The 23,391-nt window shown below is 74.4% G+C and carries 23 protein-coding genes; 14 read left to right on the top strand and 9 right to left on the bottom strand.

Annotated features, from left to right (window positions below):
- Nucleotides 1–56: 56 nt before the first annotated feature.
- Nucleotides 57–1,091: an AAA family ATPase gene (locus ACN260_RS28005; RefSeq protein ID WP_422753795.1), complete on the top strand. Its 1,035-nt coding sequence runs from the start codon at nucleotides 57–59 to the stop codon at nucleotides 1,089–1,091.
- Here the strand turns inward: ACN260_RS28005 and ACN260_RS28000 are convergent.
- Nucleotides 1,076–1,636 (bottom strand): helix-turn-helix domain-containing protein, encoded by a 561-nt coding sequence (locus ACN260_RS28000; RefSeq protein WP_422753794.1) that lies wholly within the window; start codon nucleotides 1,634–1,636, stop codon nucleotides 1,076–1,078. The two genes, ACN260_RS28005 and ACN260_RS28000, sit on opposite strands and share 16 nt — an antisense overlap.
- Nucleotides 1,637–1,706: 70 nt before the next feature.
- On the opposite strand from ACN260_RS28000, the gene ACN260_RS27995 reads away from it, so the two are divergent.
- The gene (locus tag ACN260_RS27995; RefSeq protein WP_422753793.1) at nucleotides 1,707–3,068 is read left to right on the top strand and encodes a benzoate/H(+) symporter BenE family transporter; all 1,362 of its coding nucleotides are present in this window, start codon (nucleotides 1,707–1,709) and stop codon (nucleotides 3,066–3,068) included.
- Nucleotides 3,069–3,805: 737 nt separating this feature from the next.
- Here ACN260_RS27995 and ACN260_RS27990 read toward each other — a convergent pair.
- The 4 genes from ACN260_RS27990 to ACN260_RS27975 form a co-directional block, all read right to left on the bottom strand.
- Nucleotides 3,806–4,165, bottom strand: coding sequence for a hypothetical protein (locus tag ACN260_RS27990; RefSeq protein WP_422753792.1), 360 nt, complete (start codon nucleotides 4,163–4,165; stop codon nucleotides 3,806–3,808).
- 44 nt (nucleotides 4,166–4,209) lie between these two features.
- Nucleotides 4,210–4,458 (bottom strand): hypothetical protein, encoded by a 249-nt coding sequence (locus ACN260_RS27985; protein WP_088642027.1) that lies wholly within the window; start codon nucleotides 4,456–4,458, stop codon nucleotides 4,210–4,212.
- A gap of 80 nt (nucleotides 4,459–4,538) precedes the next feature.
- Complete coding sequence (gene mscL / locus ACN260_RS27980) at nucleotides 4,539–5,009, bottom strand: large conductance mechanosensitive channel protein MscL (protein ID WP_422753791.1); 471 nt, start codon at nucleotides 5,007–5,009, stop codon at nucleotides 4,539–4,541.
- Nucleotides 5,010–5,048: 39 nt separating this feature from the next.
- Nucleotides 5,049–5,732: a FadR/GntR family transcriptional regulator gene (locus tag ACN260_RS27975; protein WP_422753790.1), complete on the bottom strand. Its 684-nt coding sequence runs from the start codon at nucleotides 5,730–5,732 to the stop codon at nucleotides 5,049–5,051.
- Between the two features lie 157 nt (nucleotides 5,733–5,889).
- Here ACN260_RS27975 and ACN260_RS27970 point away from each other — a divergent pair, with 157 nt between their 5' ends.
- A complete protein-coding gene (locus ACN260_RS27970; protein ID WP_422756851.1) occupies nucleotides 5,890–7,044 on the top strand; it encodes an MFS transporter in 1,155 nt (384 codons plus the stop codon).
- 9 nt (nucleotides 7,045–7,053) lie between these two features.
- On the opposite strand, the gene ACN260_RS27965 is transcribed toward ACN260_RS27970, so the two are convergent.
- The gene (locus tag ACN260_RS27965) at nucleotides 7,054–7,410 is read right to left on the bottom strand and encodes an STAS domain-containing protein (protein WP_067310147.1); all 357 of its coding nucleotides are present in this window, start codon (nucleotides 7,408–7,410) and stop codon (nucleotides 7,054–7,056) included.
- A 158-nt stretch (nucleotides 7,411–7,568) separates the two neighbouring features.
- On the opposite strand from ACN260_RS27965, the gene ACN260_RS27960 reads away from it, so the two are divergent.
- From ACN260_RS27960 to ACN260_RS27935, 6 genes are read left to right on the top strand one after another with little or no spacing between them, the layout of a single operon-like run.
- Entirely contained in the window at nucleotides 7,569–8,429 is an 861-nt protein-coding gene (locus ACN260_RS27960; RefSeq protein ID WP_422753789.1) for an STAS domain-containing protein, read from the top strand.
- Nucleotides 8,429–8,848 (top strand): STAS domain-containing protein, encoded by a 420-nt coding sequence (locus ACN260_RS27955; protein WP_088642033.1) that lies wholly within the window; start codon nucleotides 8,429–8,431, stop codon nucleotides 8,846–8,848. Before ACN260_RS27960 ends, ACN260_RS27955 begins: the two co-directional genes overlap by 1 nt.
- Nucleotides 8,845–9,261, top strand: coding sequence for an ATP-binding protein (locus ACN260_RS27950; protein ID WP_422753788.1), 417 nt, complete (start codon nucleotides 8,845–8,847; stop codon nucleotides 9,259–9,261). Before ACN260_RS27955 ends, ACN260_RS27950 begins: the two co-directional genes overlap by 4 nt.
- A complete protein-coding gene (locus ACN260_RS27945) occupies nucleotides 9,258–10,274 on the top strand; it encodes a SpoIIE family protein phosphatase (protein WP_422753787.1) in 1,017 nt (338 codons plus the stop codon). The genes ACN260_RS27950 and ACN260_RS27945 overlap by 4 nt, the downstream gene beginning before the upstream one ends.
- Before the next feature lie 23 nt (nucleotides 10,275–10,297).
- Nucleotides 10,298–11,623 (top strand): ATP-binding protein, encoded by a 1,326-nt coding sequence (locus ACN260_RS27940; RefSeq protein WP_422756850.1) that lies wholly within the window; start codon nucleotides 10,298–10,300, stop codon nucleotides 11,621–11,623.
- A gap of 1 nt (nucleotide 11,624) precedes the next feature.
- Nucleotides 11,625–13,163 carry a SpoIIE family protein phosphatase gene (locus ACN260_RS27935; RefSeq protein WP_422753786.1) on the top strand — a complete coding sequence of 513 codons (1,539 nt, stop codon included), beginning with the start codon at nucleotides 11,625–11,627 and terminating at the stop codon, nucleotides 13,161–13,163.
- Nucleotides 13,164–13,349: 186 nt separating this feature from the next.
- Here ACN260_RS27935 and ACN260_RS27930 read toward each other — a convergent pair whose 3' ends face one another.
- Nucleotides 13,350–14,153: an AraC family transcriptional regulator gene (locus ACN260_RS27930; RefSeq protein ID WP_422753785.1), complete on the bottom strand. Its 804-nt coding sequence runs from the start codon at nucleotides 14,151–14,153 to the stop codon at nucleotides 13,350–13,352.
- A 31-nt stretch (nucleotides 14,154–14,184) separates the two neighbouring features.
- On the opposite strand from ACN260_RS27930, the gene ACN260_RS27925 reads away from it, so the two are divergent.
- From ACN260_RS27925 to ACN260_RS27910, 4 genes are all read left to right on the top strand, one after another.
- On the top strand, nucleotides 14,185–14,754 hold the full coding sequence (locus tag ACN260_RS27925) for a TIGR03086 family metal-binding protein (RefSeq protein WP_422753784.1): 570 nt from the start codon (nucleotides 14,185–14,187) through the stop codon (nucleotides 14,752–14,754).
- 79 nt (nucleotides 14,755–14,833) lie between these two features.
- Complete coding sequence (locus ACN260_RS27920) at nucleotides 14,834–15,370, top strand: PadR family transcriptional regulator (protein ID WP_422753783.1); 537 nt, start codon at nucleotides 14,834–14,836, stop codon at nucleotides 15,368–15,370.
- Nucleotides 15,367–16,092, top strand: a complete 726-nt coding sequence (locus ACN260_RS27915) for an ABC transporter ATP-binding protein (RefSeq protein ID WP_422753782.1) — start codon at nucleotides 15,367–15,369, stop codon at nucleotides 16,090–16,092. Before ACN260_RS27920 ends, ACN260_RS27915 begins: the two co-directional genes overlap by 4 nt.
- Nucleotides 16,089–17,600 carry an FtsX-like permease family protein gene (locus ACN260_RS27910; protein ID WP_422753781.1) on the top strand — a complete coding sequence of 504 codons (1,512 nt, stop codon included), beginning with the start codon at nucleotides 16,089–16,091 and terminating at the stop codon, nucleotides 17,598–17,600. The genes ACN260_RS27915 and ACN260_RS27910 overlap by 4 nt, the downstream gene beginning before the upstream one ends.
- A gap of 37 nt (nucleotides 17,601–17,637) precedes the next feature.
- On the opposite strand, the gene ACN260_RS27905 is transcribed toward ACN260_RS27910, so the two are convergent.
- A complete protein-coding gene (locus ACN260_RS27905) occupies nucleotides 17,638–19,734 on the bottom strand; it encodes a S9 family peptidase (protein ID WP_422753780.1) in 2,097 nt (698 codons plus the stop codon).
- 83 nt (nucleotides 19,735–19,817) lie between these two features.
- On the opposite strand from ACN260_RS27905, the gene ACN260_RS27900 reads away from it, so the two are divergent.
- Nucleotides 19,818–21,245, top strand: coding sequence for an FAD-binding oxidoreductase (locus ACN260_RS27900; protein ID WP_422753779.1), 1,428 nt, complete (start codon nucleotides 19,818–19,820; stop codon nucleotides 21,243–21,245).
- Nucleotides 21,246–21,267: 22 nt separating this feature from the next.
- Here ACN260_RS27900 and ACN260_RS27895 read toward each other — a convergent pair whose 3' ends face one another.
- Nucleotides 21,268–23,331 carry a SpoIIE family protein phosphatase gene (locus ACN260_RS27895; RefSeq protein WP_422753778.1) on the bottom strand — a complete coding sequence of 688 codons (2,064 nt, stop codon included), beginning with the start codon at nucleotides 23,329–23,331 and terminating at the stop codon, nucleotides 21,268–21,270.
- Nucleotides 23,332–23,391 lie beyond the last annotated feature (60 nt).

The raw sequence follows: 23,391 nt of genomic DNA, 5'->3' as shown, positions 1-23,391 counted from the left end.
GCTTGCCGGATACACCCTCGCTCCGTCTCTACGCACTAGTACGTAGGGTGGGAGAAATGATCCCGGTGTCCATGGTGGGTCGCGTCGGAGAGCTCGCCGAGCTCGACCGGGCGTGGTCCACCGTGGCCGGTACGGGCCGGTCGGCCCCCGCCGTCACGGTCATCACCGGGGCCGCCGGGGTGGGCAAGAGTCGGCTGGTCGCGGCGGCCGTCGAGGGTCTCTCCCCCCGGCCGGCGGTGATCCTCACCGGGACGGCACGGGTGCACGATCCGGCCCCCTACGACTGGCTGGCGGCGGTGCTCAGCGTCCGCGACGTCGGCGCGCTCGACCTGCCGTCCGACGCGCTCGCCTGGCTGGCCCAGCACCCGGCCGCGCCGCGCGAGCGGTACGCCCCCGGCACGCTGCTCCGGCTCGCCGTGCGTACCGTCCGGTCGCTGGTGGGTGCCGGCCCGGCCGTGCTGGTGGTGGAGGACCTGCACGATCTCGACCCGGCCAGCCTCAACCTGGTCGTCGAGCTGGCCACCGCGCCGCAGTTGCGGGCGCTGTTGGTGGTGGCGAGCCGGCCGCCGGCCGACGCGGTCGCACCCGACCTCACCCGCCGCGTCCTGGCCCGCCTCTGCGGGGTACGCGGCGCGGTGCGCCAGCATCTCGGCCCGCTCGGCGTCGCCGAGGTGGCCGAGATCCTCACCCAGGTGTACGGCGACGGCCCACCCCCGGCGCGGGTCTGTGCCGACGTCTGGCAACGCACCGGCGGCAACCCGTACGCGCTCACCGAGTTGCTGGCGGTGCACGCCGGCCGGGGGCTGGACGCGCTGGTCCGGGAACCGTTGCCGGAGCACCTGCGGATGCCGTCGCCCCGGGCCGCCGCCCCGCCCGAGGCCGAGCTGACCGGCCGGGAGGTCGAGGTGTTGGGCTGCCTGGTCGCCGGGATGTCCAACAAGCAGGCCGCGCGGGCATTGGGCATCTCGGTGCGGACGGTGACCGTGCACGTGTCGAACCTGCTGCGCAAGACAGGTTCGGCGTCGCGTACCGAGGCGGCGCTCTGGGCGGTGCAGCACCGGGTGCCCGGCGCGGGTCAGGTGCGGGGGTAGCGCAGCAGCAGGCTGGCGGCGACCTCCTCGTCGCCGAGGGCGGCGTAGCCGTGCGGTACGTCGGAGGTCCAGCGCAGGTGTCCACCGGCGGCGGCGGTCAGCGGGGTGTCGACCGGGCCGGCACGGAGCACCCCGGCGAAGACCGTGACGTGTTCGGTGACCCCCGGCTGGTGGGCGGGGGAGACCTGTTCCCCGCCGGGGCGGACCCGCAGCCGGTACAGCTCGTAACTGGCGTCGGTGTCGGTGAACGACTCCAGCAGGGTGGCGACGACCGTGGTGCCCCGCACGGTCGGGGTGGCGGCGGGCCCGGCGAGTACGGCCGCCAGGGGTACGCCGAGCTGGGCGGTGATCGCGTAGAGCGTCTCCAGGGTGGGGTTGCGGGTGCCGTTCTCCAGCGCCGAGAGGGTGGCCTTCCCGACCCCGGCGGTACGGGCCAGCGTGGAGAGGGAGACCCCGCGTTCCATCCGCAGCGCGCGTAGCCGGTGCCCGACCGCCCCGGCGTCGGTGTCGAGCGCGGGCCGGCGGGCTGGGCGGGACGGGGTCATCCGGCTATGGTGCTACACGCCGCTGTTCCGTAAACGGAACGACGGGCGACCGGGTGCGAGGGGGAACGTGGTGGGGGATCGGTTGCAACCGCTGCTGGCCGGCGTGGTGACCGCCGTGGTCGGCTTCGCCAGCTCGTTCACCGTCGTGCTCGCCGGGCTGCGGGCGGTCGGCGCCAGCGAGGCACAGGCCGCCTCCGGGCTGCTCACGGTGAGCGTCGCCGCCGGGATCTGTGCGACCTGGCTCGGGCTGCGGCACCGGATGCCGATCGCGATCGCCTGGTCCACGCCGGGCGCGGCGCTGCTGGTCGCCACCGGGCCGGTCCCCGGCGGGTGGCCCGCCGCCGTGGGCGCGTTCGCGCTGTGCGGGCTGCTCATCGTCACCGCCGGCCTCTTCCCCGCCCTGGGCCGGGCGGTGGCCGCCATCCCTGCCCCGGTGGCGGCCGCGATGCTGGCCGGGGTGCTGCTGCCGCTGTGCACCGCCCCGGTACGCGCGCTGGTCGAGGTCCCGGCCCTGGCCGCCCCGGTGATCGTCACCTGGCTGGTGCTGCACCGGTTCGCCCCCCGGTGGGCGGTCCCGGCCGCGCTGGTGGCGGCGGCGGTGGTGATCGGCCTGACCACGACCGGCGTGGGGGTCACCCCCGGCGACCTGCGGCCGGTGGTGTCGCCGACCGTGCCGGCGTTCACCCTGCCCGCCGTGATCGGCCTGGCGTTGCCCCTGTTCCTGGTCACCATGGCCGCGCAGAACGTGCCCGGGACGGCGGTGCTGCGCGGCTTCGGCTACCGGCCGCCGCTGGCCCCGGCGCTGCGCGCCACCGGGCTGGCCAGTGCGCTCGGTGCCGCCACCGGCGGGCACGCGGTCAACCTGGCCGCGATCACCGCCGCTCTCGCGGCCGGCCCCGACGCCCACCCCGATCCGGACCGGCGCTGGATCGCCTCGGTGACCGCCGGCATCGGCCTGGCGCTGCTCGGGCTCGGCGCGGGCGCGGCGACCACGCTGGTGCTGCTCTCCCCGCCGGTGCTCATCGAGGCGGTCGCCGGGCTGGCGCTGCTGGGCGCGTTGGCCGGTGCCCTCTCCGCAGCCCTGACCACGCCCCGCGCGCCCGCCACGCGCCCCGCTGCCGCCATGCCCCCCGCTCCCGCGACCTCCGCTCCCGCACCCCCCGCTCCCGCGACCTCCGTCCCGGCGTCCGCCGCTCTGCCGGCACCCGCGACCCCTGTCCTGCCGGCGCCGGCGTCCGCCGCTCTGCCGGAGTCCGTCACCGTGCCGTCGGTCGTTCCCGATCCCCGGAGCCGGGAGGCCGCCGTGGTCACCTTCGTGGTCACCGCCTCGGGGGTGAGCCTGCTCGGCGTGGGTGGGGCGTTCTGGGGACTGCTCGCCGGCTGGCTGATGATGCTGCTCTTCCGTCGCCGTAGGCCCGTCCCTGCCGCCTGACGGTCGACCGGTCCGACCGCCCCATCGCCGCCCCCGGCCGGGATGGCGGGACGCGACGCGGGTCCGCCTGCCTTCCCGGCACCTGCACCCGCCTCGGGAGGGTGCAGGTGCCGGGCCTTCTCGGCCACCGTTCCACCAGGGGTGGAACTACCTGTTGCGTGTCCTTTCGAGCTGACGGCGTCAACGACTCATCCGCATCCCCGCCGGCTGCCGACTGCCGGCTCGCCGCCCGGCTGCCGGATGCCGGCTCGCCGCCTGGCTGCCCGTTCGCCGGCTCGCCGCCCGGCTGCCGGCTCGCCGCCCGGCTGCCGGCTCGCCGCCCGGCTGGCCACTCACCCGTTCGCTGGCCACCACCTGCCCGTCCGCCGGGCGACTCCGCTGCGCGTCGTGCCTCATGCCGGTGATTCGTTCACGCCGTCAGCTCGAAAGGACGCGCAACAGGTACTGGTGCCCCGGGGGCACCGCTGTCGAGGTGCGGCTTCGGGCACCCGCCTGGACCGGGGGTTCCCGTCGACCTCGACACCGAGGCCCGGGGGCGCCGCTGTCGAGGTGTGCTCCGAGCACCCGCCTCGACTGCGTTCCGCCGGCACCGGCACCGACGCCCGGTGGGCGCGCTGTAGCGGTGCGGGTTCCGCGCACCGGCGTGGACGCCGCCGGCACACCGGGGCCACGGCACGGCCGACCCGGCCGCCGTCGGTGCCGGGGCGGTTCGGTGCCGCTGGTGCGGGGTGGGTGGGTCATTCCTCCGGAGGCAGGTCACCCACGGGGACGTGCAGGCGTACCTGGTCGTCGGTGACCGTGGCGATCTGGTCGGCCAGCACGTACACCGCGCCGGTGCGGGCCAGTTCGGTGGAGACCTTGAGGTAGCCGGTGCGCAGCAGGCGGGCGGCGAGGTCGGCCGGGACGTCCGGCTCCCCGACGGCCACCGACTCGATCAGCTCGTCCAGGCTGCCGCCCGGATCGGCGGTCGACGCCTGCACGGTCACCGCGTTGGGATCGCCCCGCTGGACCAGGTCGACGGTGCCGATCTCGACCCCGACCGTGTCGACCACCCGCATACCGGTGGTGATCCGCGAGATGACCGCCTGCTCTGCCATGCCCTGCTGCTCCATCCCCGGGCGGTTCCCTGCCCCACCCACCGCTAAACCGCCGGGCCCCAGGCACCGGGCGGGCGCGGGGACAACTCCCGCCAGGCGTCCGTCCCCTCCAGCAGGGCCCGGACGGTCTCCTCGGCCTCGTCGACGCTGCCGTACTCGTAGAACTGGGAGACGCCCTCCGCGCCGCCGGCCCGCTGCTCGACGTGCCACCGGTCGGCGTCGACGCGGAGGAAGACGTCCCGCCGGGCCAGTCGTCCCCATTTGCCGTTCCACCAGTGCCTACGCTGCTCCATGGCCGGACTCTATCGAACATGTGTACGACAAAAATCGGCCCCCGCGGGAATTCCGCAGGGGCCGATGTGCGGCGGTCGGATCAGCGCGGGGCGGGCGGCTCCGGGTGGCGGCCCAGCACGTCGTCCAGCGCGCCGCGTTGCCCCGGGGTGGCGTGCCCGCCGGCGAGCAGCGCGTCGCGGATCTCGGTGAGCAGCTTGACCTCCTCGCTCGGCGCGGCGGGCGGCGGCTCCTCGCCCCGCTTGCGCCGCTCGGCGAGCCGGTTCATCGGATAGACCACCAGGAAGTACAGCGCCGCCGCCGTCAGCGCGAAGGTGATCGCCGCGTTGACGAAGGCCACCCAGTCGAACGGGACGCCCCGGAACGTCGGCGTCGAGCCGCTGAGGCCGTTCTTGTTGCCGGTGATCAGCACGATCATGACCCGGACCAGCGGTTCGAGGAACGACTTGGTCAGCTGGGTGACCACGCCCGTGAACGCGGCACCGATGACGACACCGACCGCCAGGTCGACGACGTTGCCGCGCATGATGAAGTCTTTGAAGCCCTTGAGCATCCCTACTCCTGTGCCGTCCGATTCTCCGTCGGGGACAACCTATGCCCCGGACGGAGGCTCCAGAAAAGCACCGGCCTCGATCGCCGCCCGCCCGGGATCGCCGTCCCGGATCGCGGCCACCAGCCGGCTGTGGTCGACGTACCGCTGGGGATGCAGGGTGTCACCCGTCACGTACGCGACGGTGCTGCGCAGCGCCGCGCCGACCGAGGCGTACAGCTCGGCCAGCATGCCGTTGTGCGCGGCCGCGACCACCGCCGTGTGCAGCGCGACGTCGGCCTCCACGAACTCGGCGACCAGGCCCGACCGCCAGGCGGCCTCCCGGGCGGCGAGCGCGCCGTCGAGCGCCACCAGGTCCTCCGGGGTACGCCGCAGCGCGGCCAACCGGGCCGCCTCGACCTCGAACGCCCGGCGGACCTCGACCACCTCGGCCATCCGGTCGTCGGTGAGCCGGCGGGCCACCACCGGGGCCAGCTCGTCGGTCGACACCACGTACGTCCCGGAGCCCTGCCGGCACTCCAGTACCCCGGCGTGCACCAGCGCCCGGACGGCCTCCCGGACGGTGTTGCGCCCCACCCCGAGCGCCGTCACCAACTGCGGCTCGGTGGGGATGCGCCCGCCCACCGGCCACTCGCCGCCGAGGATCCGGCCCCGGAGCTGCTCGATGGTCTGCTGCACCCGCTGACCGCGCGGGGGCACGGGCGGGGAATCGACCGACGGTGTCACCGGTTACACCAGCTGCCGAAATTCATCCCATGATTGTAGGTTCGAGGTCATGACCCCGCCAACCGCTCCCGCCGTCGAGGCACCCGAACCGCTCGCCCACCGGCCGGCCCACCGCATCCCGCCACCGGTCACCGGCGGCGCGTTGGTGCTGGTCGGGATGCTGCTGGTCGCGCTCAACCTGCGGGCCGCGGTGACCAGCCTCGGCGCACTGCTCGACGAGGTACGCACCGGACTCGGGCTCTCCGGCGCGATGGCCGGGTTCGTCACCACCCTGCCCACCATCGCGTTCGCCGGCCTCGGCGCGCTCACCCCGTGGCTGATCCGGCGCTGGCCGGCCGCCCGGGTGCTGGTGGTCGCGATGCTCGCGCTCACCGTCGGTCAGGTGCTCCGGGTGGTCACCGACTCGGCGACGGTCTTCGTGCTCACCAGCGCACTCGCCCTGGCCGGCATCGCGGTGGCGAACATCCTGCTGCCGATGCTGGTCAAGCAGCACTTCCCGCATCGGACCGGGCTGGTCACCGGGGCGTACACGATGGCGCTGACCGCGGGTACGACGGTGGCCGCCGCCTCCGCGGTGCCGGTGGCGCACGCCTTCGGCTCCTGGCGGGCCGGGCTCGGCGTGTGGGCGGCGTTGGCGGCGTTGGCCGTACTCCCGTGGGTGCCGCTGGCGCTGCGGGCCCGCGCCGCCCGACGCGCCGCGACCCCGACGGCGGTCCCGGCCGCCCGCACCCGGGTCCGGCCGGCCCGCACCCGGCTCGGCTGGGCGATGGCGGTCTACTTCGGCGCGCAGTCGCTCAGCGGGTACGCGGTGATGGGCTGGCTGGCCCAGCTCTTCCGGGACGCCGGCTTCCGGCCGGAGAGCGCCGGGCTGCTGCTCGCCGGGGTCACCGCGCTCGGGGTGCCGGTGGCCCTGCTGATGCCGACCCTGGCCGGCCGGCTCCGTACGCTGCGCCCGTTGGTGTTCGGGCTGACCGCCTTCTCCGCGGCGGCCTACCTGGGACTGGCGTTCGCGCCCCGGAGCGGGGCGCTGCTCTGGGTGCTGCTGCTCGCCTTCGGTCAGGGCGCGTTCCCGCTGATCCTGACCACCATCGGCCTGCGGGCCCGCACGGCCGACGGCACGGTGGCGCTGTCCGCCTTCGCGCAGAGCACCGGCTACGTGATCGCCGCGCTCGGCCCGCTGCTCGTCGGGGTGCTCTACGAGGCGACCGGCGGGTGGACCGCGCCGATGGGCTTCCTGCTCGCCGCGCTGGCGGTGCAGACGACCGCGGGCATGGTGATCGCTCGTCCCCGGTTCATCGAGGACGAGCGCTGAGCGGACCGGTCAGGACGAGGCAGGGGTGGGGTCACCCGCGACGGCCTCGTCGACCGTCGGATAGGTGTGCAGCACCTCGACCAGGCCGCTGACCTCGAGGATGCGCAGCACGCCGCGCTGCGGGGCGGCCAGCCGGACCACGCCGCCGGCCTCGTCGCAGCTGTTCTTGGCCCGGACGAAGACCGACAACCCGGTCGAGTCGCAGAACGACACCTCGGCCAGGTCGAACACCAGCCGGCTGCGACCCTTGTCGAGCAGGTCGGTGATCTGGTCCTGCAGCTGCGGTGCGGTCGCCATGTCGAGTTCGCCCGCGACCGACACGACGACCACGTCGCCGCGCTGTTCCGTGTGCACCGTCAGGGACATTCAGACCTCCTGTTATCGGTGGAACGGTATCCCACGAACGGGGGGACCCGCAGAACGGGAGCGGTTCCGGTGGGAGCGATCATTCCTTTGCCGCGCGGCAACTACCGGGTCCGCCTCCGGTGATAGAGTCCGGCCGGCCCAGCTCACAGGAGGTAACCATGGCGTTGACCGCAGACGGGGGCGACCGGCTCGTCGGGCTGCTGAGTGAGCACGGTGAGCGGGTCGTGCAGCGGTGGACCGAACTCGTCACCGCCTCGCTGCGCGGTCGGCTGAGTCAGGCCGAGCTGCGCCTGCAGGTGCAGGAACTGCACGCTAGCATGATCAACGCCGGCGGCGCGGGCCTGGCCGACCTCCAGGACCCCGCGGCGGGCGAGCTGCGGGCGGTGCTCGCCGACCTGTCCCGCAGCCGGGCCCGGCAGAGCTTCACCGCCACCGAGACCGCGATCAGCATCTACGCCCTCAAGGACGTCCTGGTCGAGCTGGCCGAGACCGACGGCGTCGAGCTGTCGCTGCGGGACGTCGTCGACTTCACCGGCCTGGTCGACCGGATGGGACTGCTCACCTTCGAGACCTACGTGCAGACCCGCGAGGGGCTGATCGCCGACCAGGCCGAGCAGCTGCTCGAACTCTCCACCCCGGTGGTGAAGATCTGGGACGGCGTGGTCGCCGTGCCGCTGGTCGGCACCCTCGACTCGGCGCGCGCCCAGGTGGTGATGGAACGGCTGCTCCAGACCCTGGTCGACACCGGCTCGCCGTACGCGATCATCGACATCACCGGCGTGCCGGCGGTCGACACCCAGGTCGCCCAGCACATCCTCAAGACGGTGGTGGCCGCCCGGCTGATGGGCGCCGACTGCATCATCTCCGGCATCCGACCGCAGATCGCCCAGACCATCGTCGCGCTCGGCATCGAGTTCGGTGACATCGCCACCAAGGCGAGCCTGGCCGACGCCCTGCGGCACGTGCTGCGGCTCACCGGGGTCGAGACGTCCCGTCGCCACCCGCGCCGGGAGGCGTGATGGAACGGGTGCCGATCCTGAAGATCGGCGACATCCTGCTGGTCTCCATCCAGATCGACATGTCCGACCAGACGGCGGTGACCCTCCAGGAGGACCTGGCGGAGCGGATCGTGGCGACCGGCTGCCACGGCGTCATCATCGACATCACCGCGCTGGACATCGTCGACTCGTTCGTCGGCCGGATGCTCTCCACCATCGCCTCGATCTCCAAGGTGCTCGACGCCGAGACGGTGGTCGTCGGGATGCGTCCCGCGGTCGCCATCACCCTCGTCGAGCTGGGCCTGTCGCTCAACGGCATCCGTACCGCGCTGAACGTGGAACGGGGCATGGAGCTGATCGCGGCTACCCGTGACGACGACCCCGGGTACGACGACGACCCCGAGGGCGTCGAGTCCGGGACGGCGGCGACATCGCCATGACCGCGGGAGTCGACCTGGGCCCGAAGACCCAGGCGATCGGCAGCGACGAGGACGTCGTCCGGGTACGTCAGTTGGTGCGTACCGTGGCGGTGGCGGCGAAGCTCTCCCTCGTCGACCAGACGAAACTGGTCACCGCCGCAAGTGAGCTGGCCCGCAACACCCTCATCTACGGTGGCGGCGGCACCGCCGAGGTGACGGTCGTCGAGGACGGCCGGCGGCGCGGGGTGCGGATCGTCTTCGCCGACTCCGGGCCGGGCATCGTCGACCTGGACCTCGCCCTCACCGACGGTTACACCACCGGTGGCGGCCTCGGCCTCGGTCTGAGCGGCTCCCGACGGCTGGTCGACGACTTCGACATCCGGACCGCGCCCGGCGAGGGCACCCGGATCACCATCACCAAGTGGTCCCGATGAGCCACGACGTGCTGCCGGACGCGGGTCACTGGTACCGGGTGGAGAGCGGCAGCGCCGCCAGCACCGTGCGCCGCGCGGCGGAACGCCTCGGCGGTCAGCTCGGCCTCGGCGGGAACCGGCTCGCCGAACTGGCCATCGTCGCCGCCGAGCTGACCAGCAACCTGGTCAAGCACGCCCAGGAGGGTGTCCTGCTGCTGCGGCCGGTGCGCACCGCCGACGCCGCCGGGGTGGAACTGGTCGCCGTCGACTCCGGCCCCGGCATGGCCGACCTGACGGTGTCCTCCCGCGACGGCCACTCCACCACCGGCACGCTGGGCATCGGGCTGGGTGCCATCACCCGGCAGGCCAGCTGGTACGACGCCTGGTCCCGGCCGGGACGCGGCACCGTGTTCGCGGTGCAGGTGTGGGCGAAGGAGGTCGCGGTCACCCCGGCCTGGGCGGCGGGGCTGACCCGACCGATCACCGGCGAGCAGGTCAGCGGCGACAGCCACGCGGTGCGTACCGGGGAGGGCCGGCGCCAGGTGCTCGTCTGCGACGGCCTGGGGCACGGGCCGCTGGCCAACGTGGCAGCCGAGGCGGCCGTGGCCGCCTTCCGGTCCGCGCCGGACGGGTCGCCCGCAGCCGTGGTGACGCACCTGCACCGGGCGATGTCGCACACCCGGGGGGCCGCGGTGGCGGTGGCGGAACTGGACCCGGCGGCGGGCCTGCTGCGCTACGCCGGCCTGGGCAACATCACCGGGACCGTGCTCACCCCCGACGGCACCCGGCGGGGACTGGTGTCGCTGCCCGGCATCGCCGGTCACCAGCGCCCGACGGTACGCGGGTACGACTACCCGTTCCCGCCCGGCGCGACGCTGGTGATGCAGAGCGACGGGGTGGTGGACCGGTGGCGCGCCGAGGACTATCCGGGGCTGTTCGGGCGGGCGCCCGTCGTCGTCGCGGCGACCCTGCTGCGTGACGCCGGGGTACGCCGGGACGACGCCTGCGTGCTGGTCGCGAGAATCCCGTCGTGACCGCCCGTGAACCTCTGCTGCGGATGGCGTTGCGGGTGGAACAGGACATCTTCGGCGTACGCCAGCGGGGCCGGGAGGTCGCCGCGGCGGTCGGGCTGGAGCACCAGGACCAGGTCCGGTTCGCCACCGCGCTCAGCGAGGTGGCCCGGGACCTGCTGCGCGTGGTGGACGGCGCGGACGTCACCTTCTCCTGGGTGACGGAGCCGGACGGTCGGCGGCTGCTCAGCGTCGACCTCGCCCCGCTGCGCCAGTTGCCGGGCAACCGGTACGAGCCGCAGTCCGGCACGGTGGCGCGGTTGGTGGACACCCTGGGGCTGGCGGACGCGCAGGGAGATACCGTCGTGAGGATGTCCCGACGCGTCCCGCCCACCGCTGCGGCGCTGACTCCGCAGCGCCTGGCGGAGCTACGCGCCGAGCTGGGCGCCAGCGCGCCGGCCAGCGCCCTGGACGAGCTGGCCGCCCAGAACGGGCAGCTCATCGCCGCTCTCGACGAGGTACGCCGCCAGCGCGACGAGCTGGCCGTGCTGAACGCCGAGCTGGAGGAGACCAACCGGGGCGTGATGGCGCTCTACACCCAGCTCTCCGAGGAGCTGGAGGAGACCAACCGGGGCGTGGTGGCGCTCTACGCCGAGCTGGACGAGAAGTCGGCCCAGCTCCGCGCGGCGAGCGAGTCGAAGAGCCGGTTCCTGGCCAACGTCAGCCACGAGCTGCGGGCCCCGGTGACCGCGATCATCGGGCTGGGGCGGTTGCTGACCGACTCGGCGTCGGACCCGCTCACCGACGAGCAGGCCCAGCAGGTCGAGCTGATCCGGTCCTCGGCCGCCGACCTGCTCTCGCTGGTCAACGACCTGCTCGACCTGGCCAAGGCGGAGGCGGGCCGGATCGAGCCGGAGTGGGCGCAGGTCGACCTGCGGGCGGTGTTCGGGCAGCTGCGCGGGACGCTGCGTGCGCTCACCCTGCGTTCCGAGGTGGAGCTGGTGGTGGAGGAGCCGCCCCCGGGCACGGTGCTCCGCTCGGACGAGGTGCTGCTGGCGCAGGTGCTGCGTAACCTGCTGCACAACGCGGTGAAGTTCACCGACCGGGGTGAGGTGCGGATGCGCGCCGAACGTGCCGACGACCGGATCCGCGTCTGCGTCTCGGACACCGGCCCGGGCATCCCCGCCGAGCTGCACGAACGGGTCTTCGAGGAGTTCTACCAGGTGCCCGGCACCAGCCGGCGCAGCGGCACCGGCCTCGGCCTGCCGTACGCGCGGCGGTTGGTGACGCTGCTCGGCGGCACCCTGACGCTGGCCAGCGAGCCGGGCCGGGGCAGCAGTTTCACGGTGGACCTGCCCGTGGCGGGAGTGTGAGGTGGCCGGCGGCGCGGCGACGATCCTGGTGGTCGACGACAGTCCCACCAAGCGCTATCTCCTGGTGAGCTGGCTGACCCGGGCGGGTTTCACCGTGCGGGAGGCGGAGAACGGCACCGAGGCGCTGGCCCGGGTCGGGGTGGATCCGATCGACCTGGTGGTGCTCGACGTCCGGCTGCCGGATCTCAGCGGTTTCGAGGTCTGCGAGCGGATCAAGGCGGACCATCCGGCCATTCCGGTGATCCACGTGTCCGCGCACGCGGTCGACGTGGTGGACCGTACCCAGGGACTGACCCGGGGTGCGGACGCGTACCTGGCCGAGCCGATCGAGCCGGAGGAACTGGTCGCCACCGCGCATGCGGTGCTGCGCTACTACCAGGCGCGGCAGCGGGCGGAACTGCTCGCCGAACGGCTCACCGGCCTGGCCGACACCACCGTTGCGGTGCACGCCGCGTCCACCTTCGCCCGCCTGTTGCAGGAGGCGGCGGCCGGTGCGGCGCAGATCTTCCGCAGCCCGGCGGCGGTGGTGGCGGAGACCTTCGACGGGGAGTGCCTGGCCGGGGTCGCCGCCGGGCCGGGCGCGGTGGCGGAGATCGTGCCGTGGGTGGTCGACGACACCGGCGTGCCGACCGGCGCGACCGTCCGGGTGGACGCCCCCGACGGGTGGGCGCTGGTGCGGTGGCCGGCCGACGACACGGTGACGGTGGCCGCCGCGAAGCTGCGGGAGGACCGCGCCCCGCTGTACGTGGTGGTGCCCACCGCCACCCAGACCGCCCGCACGCCGGTGCTGGTGCAGCTCGCCCAGGCGGTCGCCTCGGCGGTGGAGGCGCAGCGCTCCTACGACGAGGAGCACCGGATCGCGGTCACCCTCCAGCGGAGCCTGCTGCCCCGGCGGCTGCCCGACGTGGCCGGGCTCGACCTGGCGGTGCGCTACGAGCCGGCCAGTGCGCAGACCGAGGTGGGCGGAGACTTCTACGAGCTGGTGATGCTCGACGGGCACCTGCTGGTGGCGATCGGCGACGTCGCCGGCCACTCGCTGCACGCGGCGACGGTGATGGCCGAGCTGCGGCACGCGATGCGGGCGTACGCGGTGGAGGGGCACCAGCCGGGGGTGATCGTGGACCGGCTCAACGTGCTGATGCGTACGCTGCTGCGCAACGAACTGGCGACCCTGTGCATCCTGCTGCTGCATCCGTCGACGGGCCGGATCAGGCTGGCCAGTGCCGGGCACCTGCCGGCGTTGGTGACGGTGGACGGCCGGGTGGAGTTCGTCCAGCAGTCGGCCCCGCTGCTCGGGGTACGCGCGGACCGTCCCGAGGACCTGGAGTTCACCCTGCCGCCGGGGGCGACGCTGGTGCTCTACACCGACGGGTTGATCGAACGGCGGGACACCACCATCGACGACGGCCTGGCCGCGCTGGCGTCCTGCGCGACGGTGGTCGACGACGACCTGGACGGCTTCTGCCAGCGGTTGCTGGTGGAGCTGGCCCCGCCGGAGATCCACGACGACGTCGCGGTGGTGGCGGTCCGCCGGCGCTGATGGTGCCCTCGTGCGCCGGGCTCGTCGCTGTGCCTCGACTCCCGGCCCGTTGACCCAGGGCAGGGGGGCATCGACCCCGTCACCCGGGCGGGCACGCTCGACGGCGGTGCCGGCCGCCGATCCTCCGCGCTCCCCGGGCCGACGTCGCCCGGGGTGCGAGCCGTCGGTCCCGGGGTGGGTGGGAGTTCAGCGCAGGGAGCGGGCGTAGCCGGTGGGGGTGTGACCGGTGACGGCGGCGAAGTCGCGGGCCAGGTGGGCCTGGTCGCTGTAGCCGAGGTCGGCGGCGAGGGCGGCCCAGTCGGGCAGCCCGGCGGCGGCCTGCTCGATCGCCTCCAGCAGGCGGTAGCGGCGGATCACCCACTTGGGGCCGACGCCGACGTGGTCCAGGAAGAGCCGCTGCAACCGCCGTACGGACAGGCCGTGCCGGCGGGCGAGGTCGTCCACCCGCAGCACGCTGCGGTCGGTGCGGATCGCCTCGGCGAGGGCGATCGCCTCGGCCGTCGCCGGGTCGGGCTGCGGCGCGAAGCCGAGCAGGAACGCGTCCAACGCGCGGCGACGCTCGTCGTCCGTACCCTCGCAGCGGGGTGCGGCCCCGGCGGCGCGGGCGGCGGCCGGGTCGGTGTCGAGCGGGACGTGCCGGTCGGTGAGAGCGGCGACCGGACCATCCCAGAACGGGCGGAAACCCCCGGGCCGGAACTGGATGCCGCTGACCGCTCCGGTGCCCGCCAGGGTGACGGTGAACAGGGTGCGGCCGACCCCGGCCACCTCGGCGGTCTCCGGGCCGGCGGCGTCGCGGCGGAACACCACGTTGACGGCCGGGTGCGGCACGACCTGCTGCGTGAACGGCGTGGTCAGCGCCCAGTCGACCAGCCAGTAGTGCTCCACCCACGGGCGCAGCGCGGGGTCCGGCAGGCGCCGCCGGAACCGCAGCTCCCGGCGGAGCCGGACCGGATCGAGGATGCCCCGATGATCCCCGCGTGGCTGTCGCATTCGTTCAAGACCACCTTCATACGCTGGCCGTATGGCAACGAAGACTAGTGAGCTGCTGGCCGCCGCCGTCCCGCGGACCGTGGCGTTGGTCCGGGCGGTCGGCGACGACCAGCTCGACCTGCCCACCCCGTGCGCGGACTACACCGTCGGGGGCCTGATCAACCACGTGTACGACGTGGCGGTCAACTTCCAGCGGCTTGCCGCCGGGCAGGAGACGGACTGGTCGGTCACGACCGACCACGTGGCCGAGCCGGGATGGCGGGACCGGTTCGCCGTCGAGGCCGACCGGCTCGTCGTGGCCTGGGCGGACCCGGCCAGCGAGGAGGGCGTCGCGCCGGCGATGGGGCTGCCCCGGTCGACGCTCGGCCTGATGGGGGTGGCGGACCTGGTGGTGCACGGCTGGGACCTGGCGCGGGCCACCGGCCAGCCGTACGAGCCGACGCCGGAGTGCGTCGGGGCGCTGCACCGGTTCATGGACGAGATGGGGCCGACGGGCCGGAAGATGGGCGCGTTCGGCCCGGAGGTGCCGGTCGACGCGGCCGGGCCGGAGCTGGACCGGCTACTCGGTCGTACCGGCCGGGACCCGGCCTGGGTGGGCTGACCTCGCCACCGGTCGGACGCGGCGGCGCATCGGCCAGGCTGCTTGACATCGGCTATTCGCTGAATGAATAGTTAGCCGGGTGTCCACGTCGCACGTGCTGCTCGGGTTGCTGGCTGCCGGCAGCCGGCACGGCTACGAGCTGAAGCGGGCCCACGACACTCGGCTGCCCCGGGCCAAACCTCTCGCCTTCGGGCAGGTCTACGCCACCCTGGGTCGCCTGCAACGCGACGGCCTGGTGGTCAGCGCCGGCCAGGATCGCGAGGCCGGCCCCGACCGGACCGCCTACACCCTCACCGACCAGGGCCGGGCCGCGCTCACCGGCTGGCTCGCCGCCGTCGAGCCACCCATGCCGTACGTGACGAGCGCGCTCTTCACCAAGGTGGCGGTGGCGTTGCTGGTGGCCGACCTCAACGCGGCCCGGTCCTACCTGATCGCCCAGGCGCGGGCGCACACCGAGCGGCTGCGTGAACTCACCGCCGTCAAGACGGCGCCCGCGTCCACCCTCGCCGACGTCGTCGCCGTCGACTACGTCATCGCCCATCTCGACGCCGACCTGCGGTGGCTGCGCACCACCCTGACCCGCGTCGCCGACTGGCACCGGGAGGTGCATCCGTGAGCGGACTCCAGGCACGCGGCCTGGTCCGGTCGTACGGCCCGACCCCGGCCCTGCGCGGCATCAGCCTCGACGTCGCCGAGGGGGAGATCGTCGCGGTGACCGGGCCCAGCGGCTGCGGCAAGTCCACCCTGCTGCACTGCCTCGCCGGCATCCTGCGCCCCGACGAGGGTGAGGTGCACTGGCGGGGTGAGCGAATCGACACCTGGCCCGAGGCGGCGCGGTCCCGGCTGCGTCGTAGCGAATTCGGGGTGTTGTTCCAGTTCGGCCAGCTCGTCCCCGAGCTGACCGCGGCGGAGAACGTCGCCCTGCCCCTGCTCCTCGCCGGCACGGGGCGGCGAGGAGCAGGGCGGGCGGCGCGCGAATGGCTGGACCGGCTCGGCGTCGCCCACCTCGCCGACGTACGCCCCGGCGCGATGTCCGGCGGGCAGCAGCAGCGCTGTGCCACCGCCCGCGCCCTGGTCACCGGGCCCCGGGTGCTCTTCGCCGACGAGCCGACCGGCGCGCTGGACACGCTCAGCGGCGAGGAGGTCCTCACCCGGCTCGTCCGGCTCGCCCGGGAACAGGGCACCACCATCGTCCTGGTCACCCACGAACCCCGGATCGCCGCGTACGCCGACCGCGAGGTGATGCTCCGCGACGGCGTGGTCGACCCGACGGGCCTCGGCCTGGACGAGCCCCTCGTCCCCATCCCGTCGGCCGGCCCCGGTGCGGACCCCCGGTGACCCCGGCCGTCGCACTGCGGTTCGCCCTGGCCGGCAACCGCACCGACACCGTCCGGGTCGTCCTCACCGCGCTCAGCGCCGCCCTGGCCGCGCTCGCCGCGCTGGCCGCCCTCACCGTGCTGGCCATCCCCACCCCACCTGGCGGGCGGGGTGCCAACGACGCCGAGCAGTACTCCAACGCGCTGCTGCGCGAGCCCGGCCTGCGCGGCGGGACGGCGGTCGCGTTGCTGCTGCTCGCCGTCCCGGTGCTCGCCCTGGCCGGGCAGTGCGTCCGGCTCGGCGCGCCGGCCCGGGACCGGCGGCTGGCCGCGTTCCGGCTGGCCGGGGCCACCCCCGGGCAGGTGACCGCGCTGGTCGCGGTGGAGACGGGGCTGGCCGGCCTGCTCGGCACCCTCGTCGGCCTGGGTGCGTACCTGGTGGGCCGGGTGCTGCTGCACCGGCCCGACGCCCGGGGGCTGCTGCCCCTGCCCACCGACGTGCTGCCGTCGACGCCGGTGATCGCGGCAGTCGTGCTCGGCCTGCCGGTGCTGGCCGGGCTGGTCGGCGTCGTCCTGCTGCGCCGGGTCACCGCGACCCCGCTCGGCGTGGTCCGGCGGGTCCGCCGGGAACGTGCCCCGGGGCCGTGGGCCGGGCTGCTGATCGTGGCCGGGCTGGCCGCGCTCGGCCTGCTCGCCCCGGTCGGCCGGTGGTACGCCGACCGTGGCCAGGACCCTCCGGCGGTACTGGAACCGTTGCTGATGCTCGGCGGAGCGCTGGCGGCCGTGGTCGGGGTGGTGGTCGGCACCGGCTGGCTGTCGTACACGGCCGGGCGGCTGCTGCACCGGTGGGGTGGCGGGCCGGCCGCGCTGCTGGCCGCCCGCCGGTTGACCGCCGACCCGTGGGCCGGCAGCCGGACCCTGGCCGCCCTGCTGGCGGCGGTGATCGTGGGAGCGGGCGCGGCCGGGATGCGGGCCTCGATGATCGCCGACATGACGGCGAACCGGGCCACCGGCCAGAGCTTCGCCGCCGGCGACGACTTCTACCTGAACACGATGGACCTGGTCGACCGGGCCGTCCAGGTGGCCGTGGCACTGGCCGCCGGTGGCCTGGTCGTCGCCCTGGTCGAGGGCATCGTCGCCCGCCGCCGGACGTACGCGGCGCTGGTCGCCTCCGGGGTGCCCCGCAGCGTCATCGGCCGGTCGGTGGTCTGGCAGGCGCTGGCCCCGGCGGTGCCGGCCACGGCGCTGGCGCTCGCCGTCGGTCTGCTGCTCAGCTGGATCACCGGTGGCCGCCCGCGCAGCTACGGTGGGCACACCATCCAGGTCTGCCCCGGCGGTGCCGACGGCTGCGCCGACCCGTCGGCCCTGCGTGAGGTGTGGGTGCCCGAATCCGTGGTGACGCCCGAGCTGCCGTGGGGGCAGCTCGCCGGGGTCGGTGCGGGTGCCCTGGCCGCCGTGCTGGTCACGGTCGGCGTCGGGCTGCTCTTCCTGCGGACGAGCACCGCGGTCGAGGAACTCCGCACCGGCTGACCGTGGCCAGCCGGTGCGGAGCTGCCGTCCCGTAGGGTCAGGCCCGGCCCAGCCGGTCGAGGATCCAGGCGTTGATGAACGCCTCCTCGCGCCAGGCGTCGTACCGGCCGCTGGGCCCGCCGTGGCCGGCACCCATCTCGGTCTTGAGCAGGTAGTCGCCCTGCGGGGCCACCGCCCGCAGCCGGGCGATCCACTTGGCCGGCTCGTGGTAGAGGACCCGGGTGTCGTTGAGGCTGGTCACCGCCAGGATCGCCGGATAGTCCACGGGGGCGACGTTCTCGTACGGGGTGTACGACTTCATGTACGCGTACACCTCCGGGTCGGCGAGCGGGTTGCCCCACTCCTCCCACTCGGTGACCGTCAACGGCAGCGACGGGTCGAGGATCGAGGTGAGCGCGTCCACGAAGGGCACCTGCGCGACGATCCCGGTGAACGCGTCCGGGGCGAGGTTGGCCACCGCGCCCATCAGCAGGCCGCCGGCCGAGGCGCCCCGGGCGACCAGCCGGTCGGCCGCCGTCCAGCCGGACTTGACCAGGTGCCGGGCGCAGGCGACGAAGTCGGTGAAGGTGTTCTTCTTGGCCAGCATCTTGCCCTCGTCGTACCACCGACGGCCCAGTTCACCGCCGCCCCGGATGTGCGCGACGGCGAACACGACGCCCCGGTCGAGCAGGCTGAGCCGGGCGATCGAGAACCACGGGTCCATGCTGGCCTCGTACGAGCCGTACCCGTAGATCACGGCGGGGGCGGAGCCGTCGCGCGGGATGTCCCGGCGGCAGACCAGCGAGATCGGCACCCGGGTGCCGTCGTCGGCGAGCGCCCACTCGCGGTGCTGCTCGTAGTCGTCCGGGTCGTACGCGCGACCGTCCGGCCCGGGTTGCACCGGCTTGCGGCGGCGCAGCGTCAGCTCCCGGGTGACCAGGTCGTAGTCGTAGACCGAGTCGGGGGTGACCAGCGAGGTGTAGCGGAACCGGAGCTGCCGGGTGCGGTATTCCGGGTTGGCGTCCAGGCCGACGCTGTGGATCGGCTCGGGGAACTCGATGTCGTGGCCGTCGCCGCCGCCGACGGGGAGCACCCGCAGCCCGGTCAGCCCGTTGCTGCGCAGCGAGACGACCAGGTGGTCGGCGAACGCGTCGACCGACTCCAGCCGGGTGCCGGGGCTGTGCGGGATCAGCGGCACCCAGTCGCCGGGGGCGTCCGCCGAGGTGTACGCCAGCGCGAAGTCCTCCGCGCCGTCGTTGTGCAGGATCAGGAAGCGGTGCCCGTGGTGCTCGACGCTGTATTCGACGCCCTGCCGGCGCGGGGCGATCACCGCCGGCTCACCGGTCGGGTTGTCGGCCGGGATCACCCGGACCTCGCTGGTGACCTTGCTGGTGCTGTCGATCAGCACGAACCGCTCGGAGCGGGTCAGCTCGACGCCCACCCAGAACCGCTCGTCCTCCTCCAGGTGCACCACCACGTCCTCGCCCGACGGGGTGCCGACGGTGTGCCGCCACACCCGGTTGGGCCGCCACGCCTCATCGACGGTGATGTAGAACAGCACGCTGGCGTCGGCCGACCAGGCGGTGCCGTAGAAGGTGTCGGGCACCTCGTCGCCGAGCAGCTCACCGGTGCTCAGGTCCTTGATCCGCAGGGTGAAGCGCTCGTCGCCGGAGAAGTCGGTCGAGTAGGCCAGCCAGCGCCCGTCGGGGCTGACGTCGAACGCGCCGAGGGAGAAGAAGTCGTGCCCTTCGGCGAGCTGGTTGCCGTCGAGCAGCACCTCCTCGCCGTCGAGCGGGGCACCGTCCACGCTGACCGGCGGATCGTTTTCGCCGTCGCGCACGGGGCGGCGGCAGTGCACGCCGTACTGCTGGCCCTCCACGGTGCGGGTGTAGTACCAGTGGCCGCCCTTGCGGGTGGGCACCGACAGGTCGGTCTCCTGGGTGCGCTGCTTCGTCTCGGCGAACAGCGTGCCGCGTAACGCTTCCAGGTGCGCGGTGCGCTGCTCCGTGTAGGCGTTCTCGGCGGTGAGGTGGGCGATGGTCGCCGGGTCGTCCTTGGCGGCCAGCCAGGCGTACTCGTCCACGACGGTGTCGCCGTGGTGGGTGCGCTCCGCGCGGACCTGTCGGGCGACGGGCGGGGTGGTCTCGGTGGTCACGGCGTCACGTTACCGGCCCGTCGCGCTCCGCCGCGCGGTCGAACCACCACGCGCCGCTTTAGAACATGTGTACGATGACTGCCATGTCGACGCCAGCGGGTTCGGTCGGTGCAACGGAGATCACCCGGCGGTTGGCCGCGATCTGCGGCCCCTCCTTCGCCCGGTTCGCGGGCGCGGCCGACGAGGTCGCTGGCCGGCTCGCCCGGTGGGTGGCCGTCCCCGGTGGGCCCCGGGCGGCGGCCGAGGTGCTGCGGCTCGCCGCCCGGCACGATCTGTCGGTGGTCCCCCGGGGCGCGGGCACGAAGATCGACTGGGGTGCTGCACCGGCCCGGGTCGACATCATGCTCGACACCGGCCGGCTCGCCGGGGTCGGCCACCGGCCGGCGGCCTCCCCGGTCGTCGAGGTGGGTGCCGGCACCCCGCTACGGGCCGTGCAGGCCACCCTGGAGCGCACCGGCCGCCGGCTTGCCCTCGACCCGCCGTCGCCCGGGGCGACCCTCGGTGGGGTGCTCGCCGCCGACGAGTCGGGCCCGCTGCGGCACCGGCACGGCACCGCCTGCGAGCAGTTGGTCGGCCTGCGCTGGCTGGACGCCGACGGTGAGCTGGTCAGCTCCGGGCGCAGCGCGGCCGAGCTGTCCGGGGTGGCTCCGCCGGTCGGCCTCGATCTGGGCCGGTTGCTCTGCGGCTCGCAGGGCGGGCTGGGTGTGCTCGTCTCGGCGACGCTGCGCGCACACGCCCTGCCGCCGAGCCGGGTGTGGGTGACCCGGCCGGTGTGGAGCCCGTTGGAGGTGCACGACCTGGTCCGGGCGGTGCTCGCGGCCGACCTCGACCCGGCGGCCGTCGAACTGGACCTGCCGGCCGCCGGATCACCGCCCCGCCCGCCCGCCGCCCCGGCGGCGGGCGCGACGTCGGGGCCCGGCGGTCGCCCGATGTCGGCCGCCGAGGCGTCGGCCCGCGCCAACCATCCCGCGATGGCCGGCCGCCGGGCCGCCGGGCCGCCTCCCCGGGGCAGCGCCGGTGAGCTGGCCGTCCTGCTGGAGGGCGGCCGGTCCGAGGTGGCCGGGCGGGCCGAGCGCCTGTTGGCCCTGTTCGGCGGCACGGCGAGCCTTGCCCCGGACGCCCCGGCCTGGTGGCGGCGCTACCCGTTCGCCCCGGGCGACACCGCGCTGCGGGTCGAGGCCCCGGCCACCGACCTGCACGCCGCCGTCTACGCGCTCCGCGACGCCGCCGGCACCCCGCTGTCGGTGCGCGGTTCCGCCGGGCTGGGCGTGGTGCACGCCGCGCTGCCCGGGTCACTCCCGGTCGACCGGGTGGCCGGCATCCTCGCCGCCGTCCGCGGGGTGCTGTTCACCCGCCGGGGCCGGTGCGTGGTGGTCGCCGCGCCCCCGGCGGTGCGTCATGAGATCGACGTGTGGGGTGAGGCGGCGGTGATTCCCCGGCTGCGTGAGGCGAAGGAACACCTCGACCCGCACGGCCGGCTCGCCCCCGGCCGCCTTCCCGGCGGCCTCTGACCGCAAGCGGCGCGCCCGGCGCTCAGAGGGCGTCGTTGCGCAGCACCAGGATGGCGATGTCGTCGCGGGGTGCCTCGACCGAGAAGTTGATCGCGGTGGCCCGCAACCGGGCCGCGACGACGTCGGCGGAGTAGCCGGCCAGCGGTGCGGCGGCCTCCCGGAGGCGTTCGGTGCCGAAGAGTTCCCGGCCGCGCCGCCGCTCGGTCACCCCGTCGGTATAGAAGATCAGCGCGTCACCCGGCGCGAGCACGATCTCCGCCGCCGGGGAGGTGATCGCGTCGAGCAGACCGAGCGCCGTGCCCCCGATGCCGACGAAGTTGGCCCCACCGGCCCCGTGCAGCAGCACCGGCCGGTCGTGCCCGGCCAGGTGCAACGAGACGTCGAGCCGGTCGCCGTCGCCCGGCCCGACCGCCGCCAGGGCCAGCGTGCAGTACCGCCCGCCACCCCGCTCGACAAGTGTGTCGTTGAGCCGGGCCAGCACCTCGGGCAGCGGCTTGCCGTCCCCGACCAGCACCCGGATCACGTCCCGGACCAGCCCGGTCACCGCCGCCGCCTGCACGCCCTTGCCGGACACGTCGCCGACCACCACCAGCCAGCGTCCGTCCGGCAGCGGCACCACGTCGTAGAAGTCGCCGCCGACCTCGGCCTCGTCACTGGTCGGGACGTACTCGGCGGCGAAGCCGATGCGCTCGTCGACCGGGAGCACGGGCGGCAGCAGCGACTGCTGGAGGGTCTGCGCCACCCGACGCCGTTCGGCGTGGATGCGGGCGTTCTCGATGGCGAGACCGGCCCGCCGGGCGACATCCTCCAGCACCGCGACCTCGTCCGGGTCGTGGCGGTGCCGCTGGTGCCGTCCCACGGCCAGGGTGCCGAGGCGCTGGCTGCGGGCGATCAGCGGCACGGCGAAACCCTCCATCGGCCCGCCGAGCGGCACCTGGGAGCCGGTCCGCGACGCCTCCCGCAGCCGGGCCTGGATCGAGTCCGGCCCGGACTCCTCCAGCACCTTGTGCAGTTGGGGCAGGACCGACTCGTCGGCGTGACTGGACGCGGCGAGCCTGAGCCGACCCCACTCGTCGGTGGTGTGCACCGCGCACCACTGGCCGAGCCGGGGCACCACCAGCTGCGGGATCAGCGCCATGGTCAGGTCGACGTCGAGTGACTGGGCGAGCAGTTCGCTCGCCTCGGCGAGGAAGGTCAGCCAGGCCGAGCGGCGGACGTCGGCCCGGCGCAGCCGGTCGTTCTCCAGGTGCAGCGCGAGCCGTTCGGCGGCGAGGACGGCCAACGGCCTGGCGTACGCCGACGGTGCCGCGTCCAGCTCCAGTTCCCCGACGTACGGCCGGTGCACGGCCAGCGGCACCCGGAGCAGCTCGTTGCCGGGGCGGGGTTGCCGGCCGTAGCGGGCCAGCACCTGTGGGCCCTCCCCCTCGCCCCGGTCCAGCCGGATCACCCCGCCGGCCGCGCCCACCATGTCGGCGACCCGGGTGAGCAGGTCGGTGGCGAACTCGGTGAGCGGTTCGTCGGCGTACGGGTCGGGACGGGTCTGGGTGAGTTCGCTCATCGCGGCGGCGCTCGGCGCGCTGGTCGCCGGTTCGCTGTCGGTCCGCCCGGGTGGCGGGTGCGGGGAGGGGGGCGTGTCGCCTCGGGTGCCGTGCCGGTCGAGCCGGAACCACACCCCCTTGCCGGTGGGCAGGTAGGTGGTGCCCCAGCGGCTGGCGAAGTGGTCCACCAGGAGCAGCCCACGCCCCCGCGCGGAGACCTCGCCGATCTGGTCGGTGTCGTTGCGGATGCCGACGACCAGTTCGTCGACCGGGCCGGCGGCGAAGTCGGAGACGGTGACGGTCAGGCCGATCCGGTCGGCGACGACCTCGATGTCCAGTTCGGTGCGGGCGTGTTCGACGGCGTTGGTGGAGAGTTCGGTGGTCAGCAGCAGCGCCTCGTTGAGCAGTTCGTCGAGGTCGGCTTCGGCGAGCACGGAGCGGACCACGGCGCGGGCGGCGGCCGGGGTGCGGTTGTCGGCGGGCAGCCGGACGCGCCGGACGTGCTCGTCCCGTCCCGCGTCTGCCCCGGCCCCCGGCTCCGTTGACACCCCCGTATCCTCTACCGCCACCGGCCGGGTGCCAAGCCGCACCACGTACCGTCACACCCG

The sequence above is a fragment of the Micromonospora sp. WMMD708 genome, assembly GCF_049315245.1.
In the GTDB taxonomy this organism is placed as follows: Bacteria; Actinomycetota; Actinomycetes; order Mycobacteriales; family Micromonosporaceae; genus Micromonospora; species Micromonospora wenchangensis.
Note: the sequence above shows the minus strand (reverse complement) of the source record. Positions and strands in the feature narration are given on the sequence as shown.

Excerpts from the sequence above, each read along its gene's own strand:
- ACN260_RS27970 (WP_422756851.1), top strand. The coding sequence starts at position 5,890 with ATGCTGCTGGTCGCGCTCAACCTGCGGGCCGCGGTGACCAGCCTCGGC.
- ACN260_RS27930 (WP_422753785.1), bottom strand. The coding sequence starts at position 14,153 with ATGCGACAGCCACGCGGGGATCATCGGGGCATCCTCGATCCGGTCCGG.
- ACN260_RS28005 (WP_422753795.1), top strand. The coding sequence starts at position 57 with ATGATCCCGGTGTCCATGGTGGGTCGCGTCGGAGAGCTCGCCGAGCTC.
- ACN260_RS27945 (WP_422753787.1), top strand. The coding sequence starts at position 9,258 with ATGAGCCACGACGTGCTGCCGGACGCGGGTCACTGGTACCGGGTGGAG.
- ACN260_RS27940 (WP_422756850.1), top strand. The coding sequence starts at position 10,298 with ATGGCGTTGCGGGTGGAACAGGACATCTTCGGCGTACGCCAGCGGGGC.
- ACN260_RS27990 (WP_422753792.1), bottom strand. The coding sequence starts at position 4,165 with ATGGCAGAGCAGGCGGTCATCTCGCGGATCACCACCGGTATGCGGGTG.
- ACN260_RS27985 (WP_088642027.1), bottom strand. The coding sequence starts at position 4,458 with ATGGAGCAGCGTAGGCACTGGTGGAACGGCAAATGGGGACGACTGGCC.
- ACN260_RS27950 (WP_422753788.1), top strand. The coding sequence starts at position 8,845 with ATGACCGCGGGAGTCGACCTGGGCCCGAAGACCCAGGCGATCGGCAGC.
- ACN260_RS27955 (WP_088642033.1), top strand. The coding sequence starts at position 8,429 with ATGGAACGGGTGCCGATCCTGAAGATCGGCGACATCCTGCTGGTCTCC.
- ACN260_RS28000 (WP_422753794.1), bottom strand. The coding sequence starts at position 1,636 with ATGACCCCGTCCCGCCCAGCCCGCCGGCCCGCGCTCGACACCGACGCC.
- ACN260_RS27965 (WP_067310147.1), bottom strand. The coding sequence starts at position 7,410 with ATGTCCCTGACGGTGCACACGGAACAGCGCGGCGACGTGGTCGTCGTG.
- mscL (WP_422753791.1), bottom strand. The coding sequence starts at position 5,009 with ATGCTCAAGGGCTTCAAAGACTTCATCATGCGCGGCAACGTCGTCGAC.
- ACN260_RS27960 (WP_422753789.1), top strand. The coding sequence starts at position 7,569 with ATGGCGTTGACCGCAGACGGGGGCGACCGGCTCGTCGGGCTGCTGAGT.
- ACN260_RS27900 (WP_422753779.1), top strand. The coding sequence starts at position 19,818 with ATGTCGACGCCAGCGGGTTCGGTCGGTGCAACGGAGATCACCCGGCGG.
- ACN260_RS27925 (WP_422753784.1), top strand. The coding sequence starts at position 14,185 with ATGGCAACGAAGACTAGTGAGCTGCTGGCCGCCGCCGTCCCGCGGACC.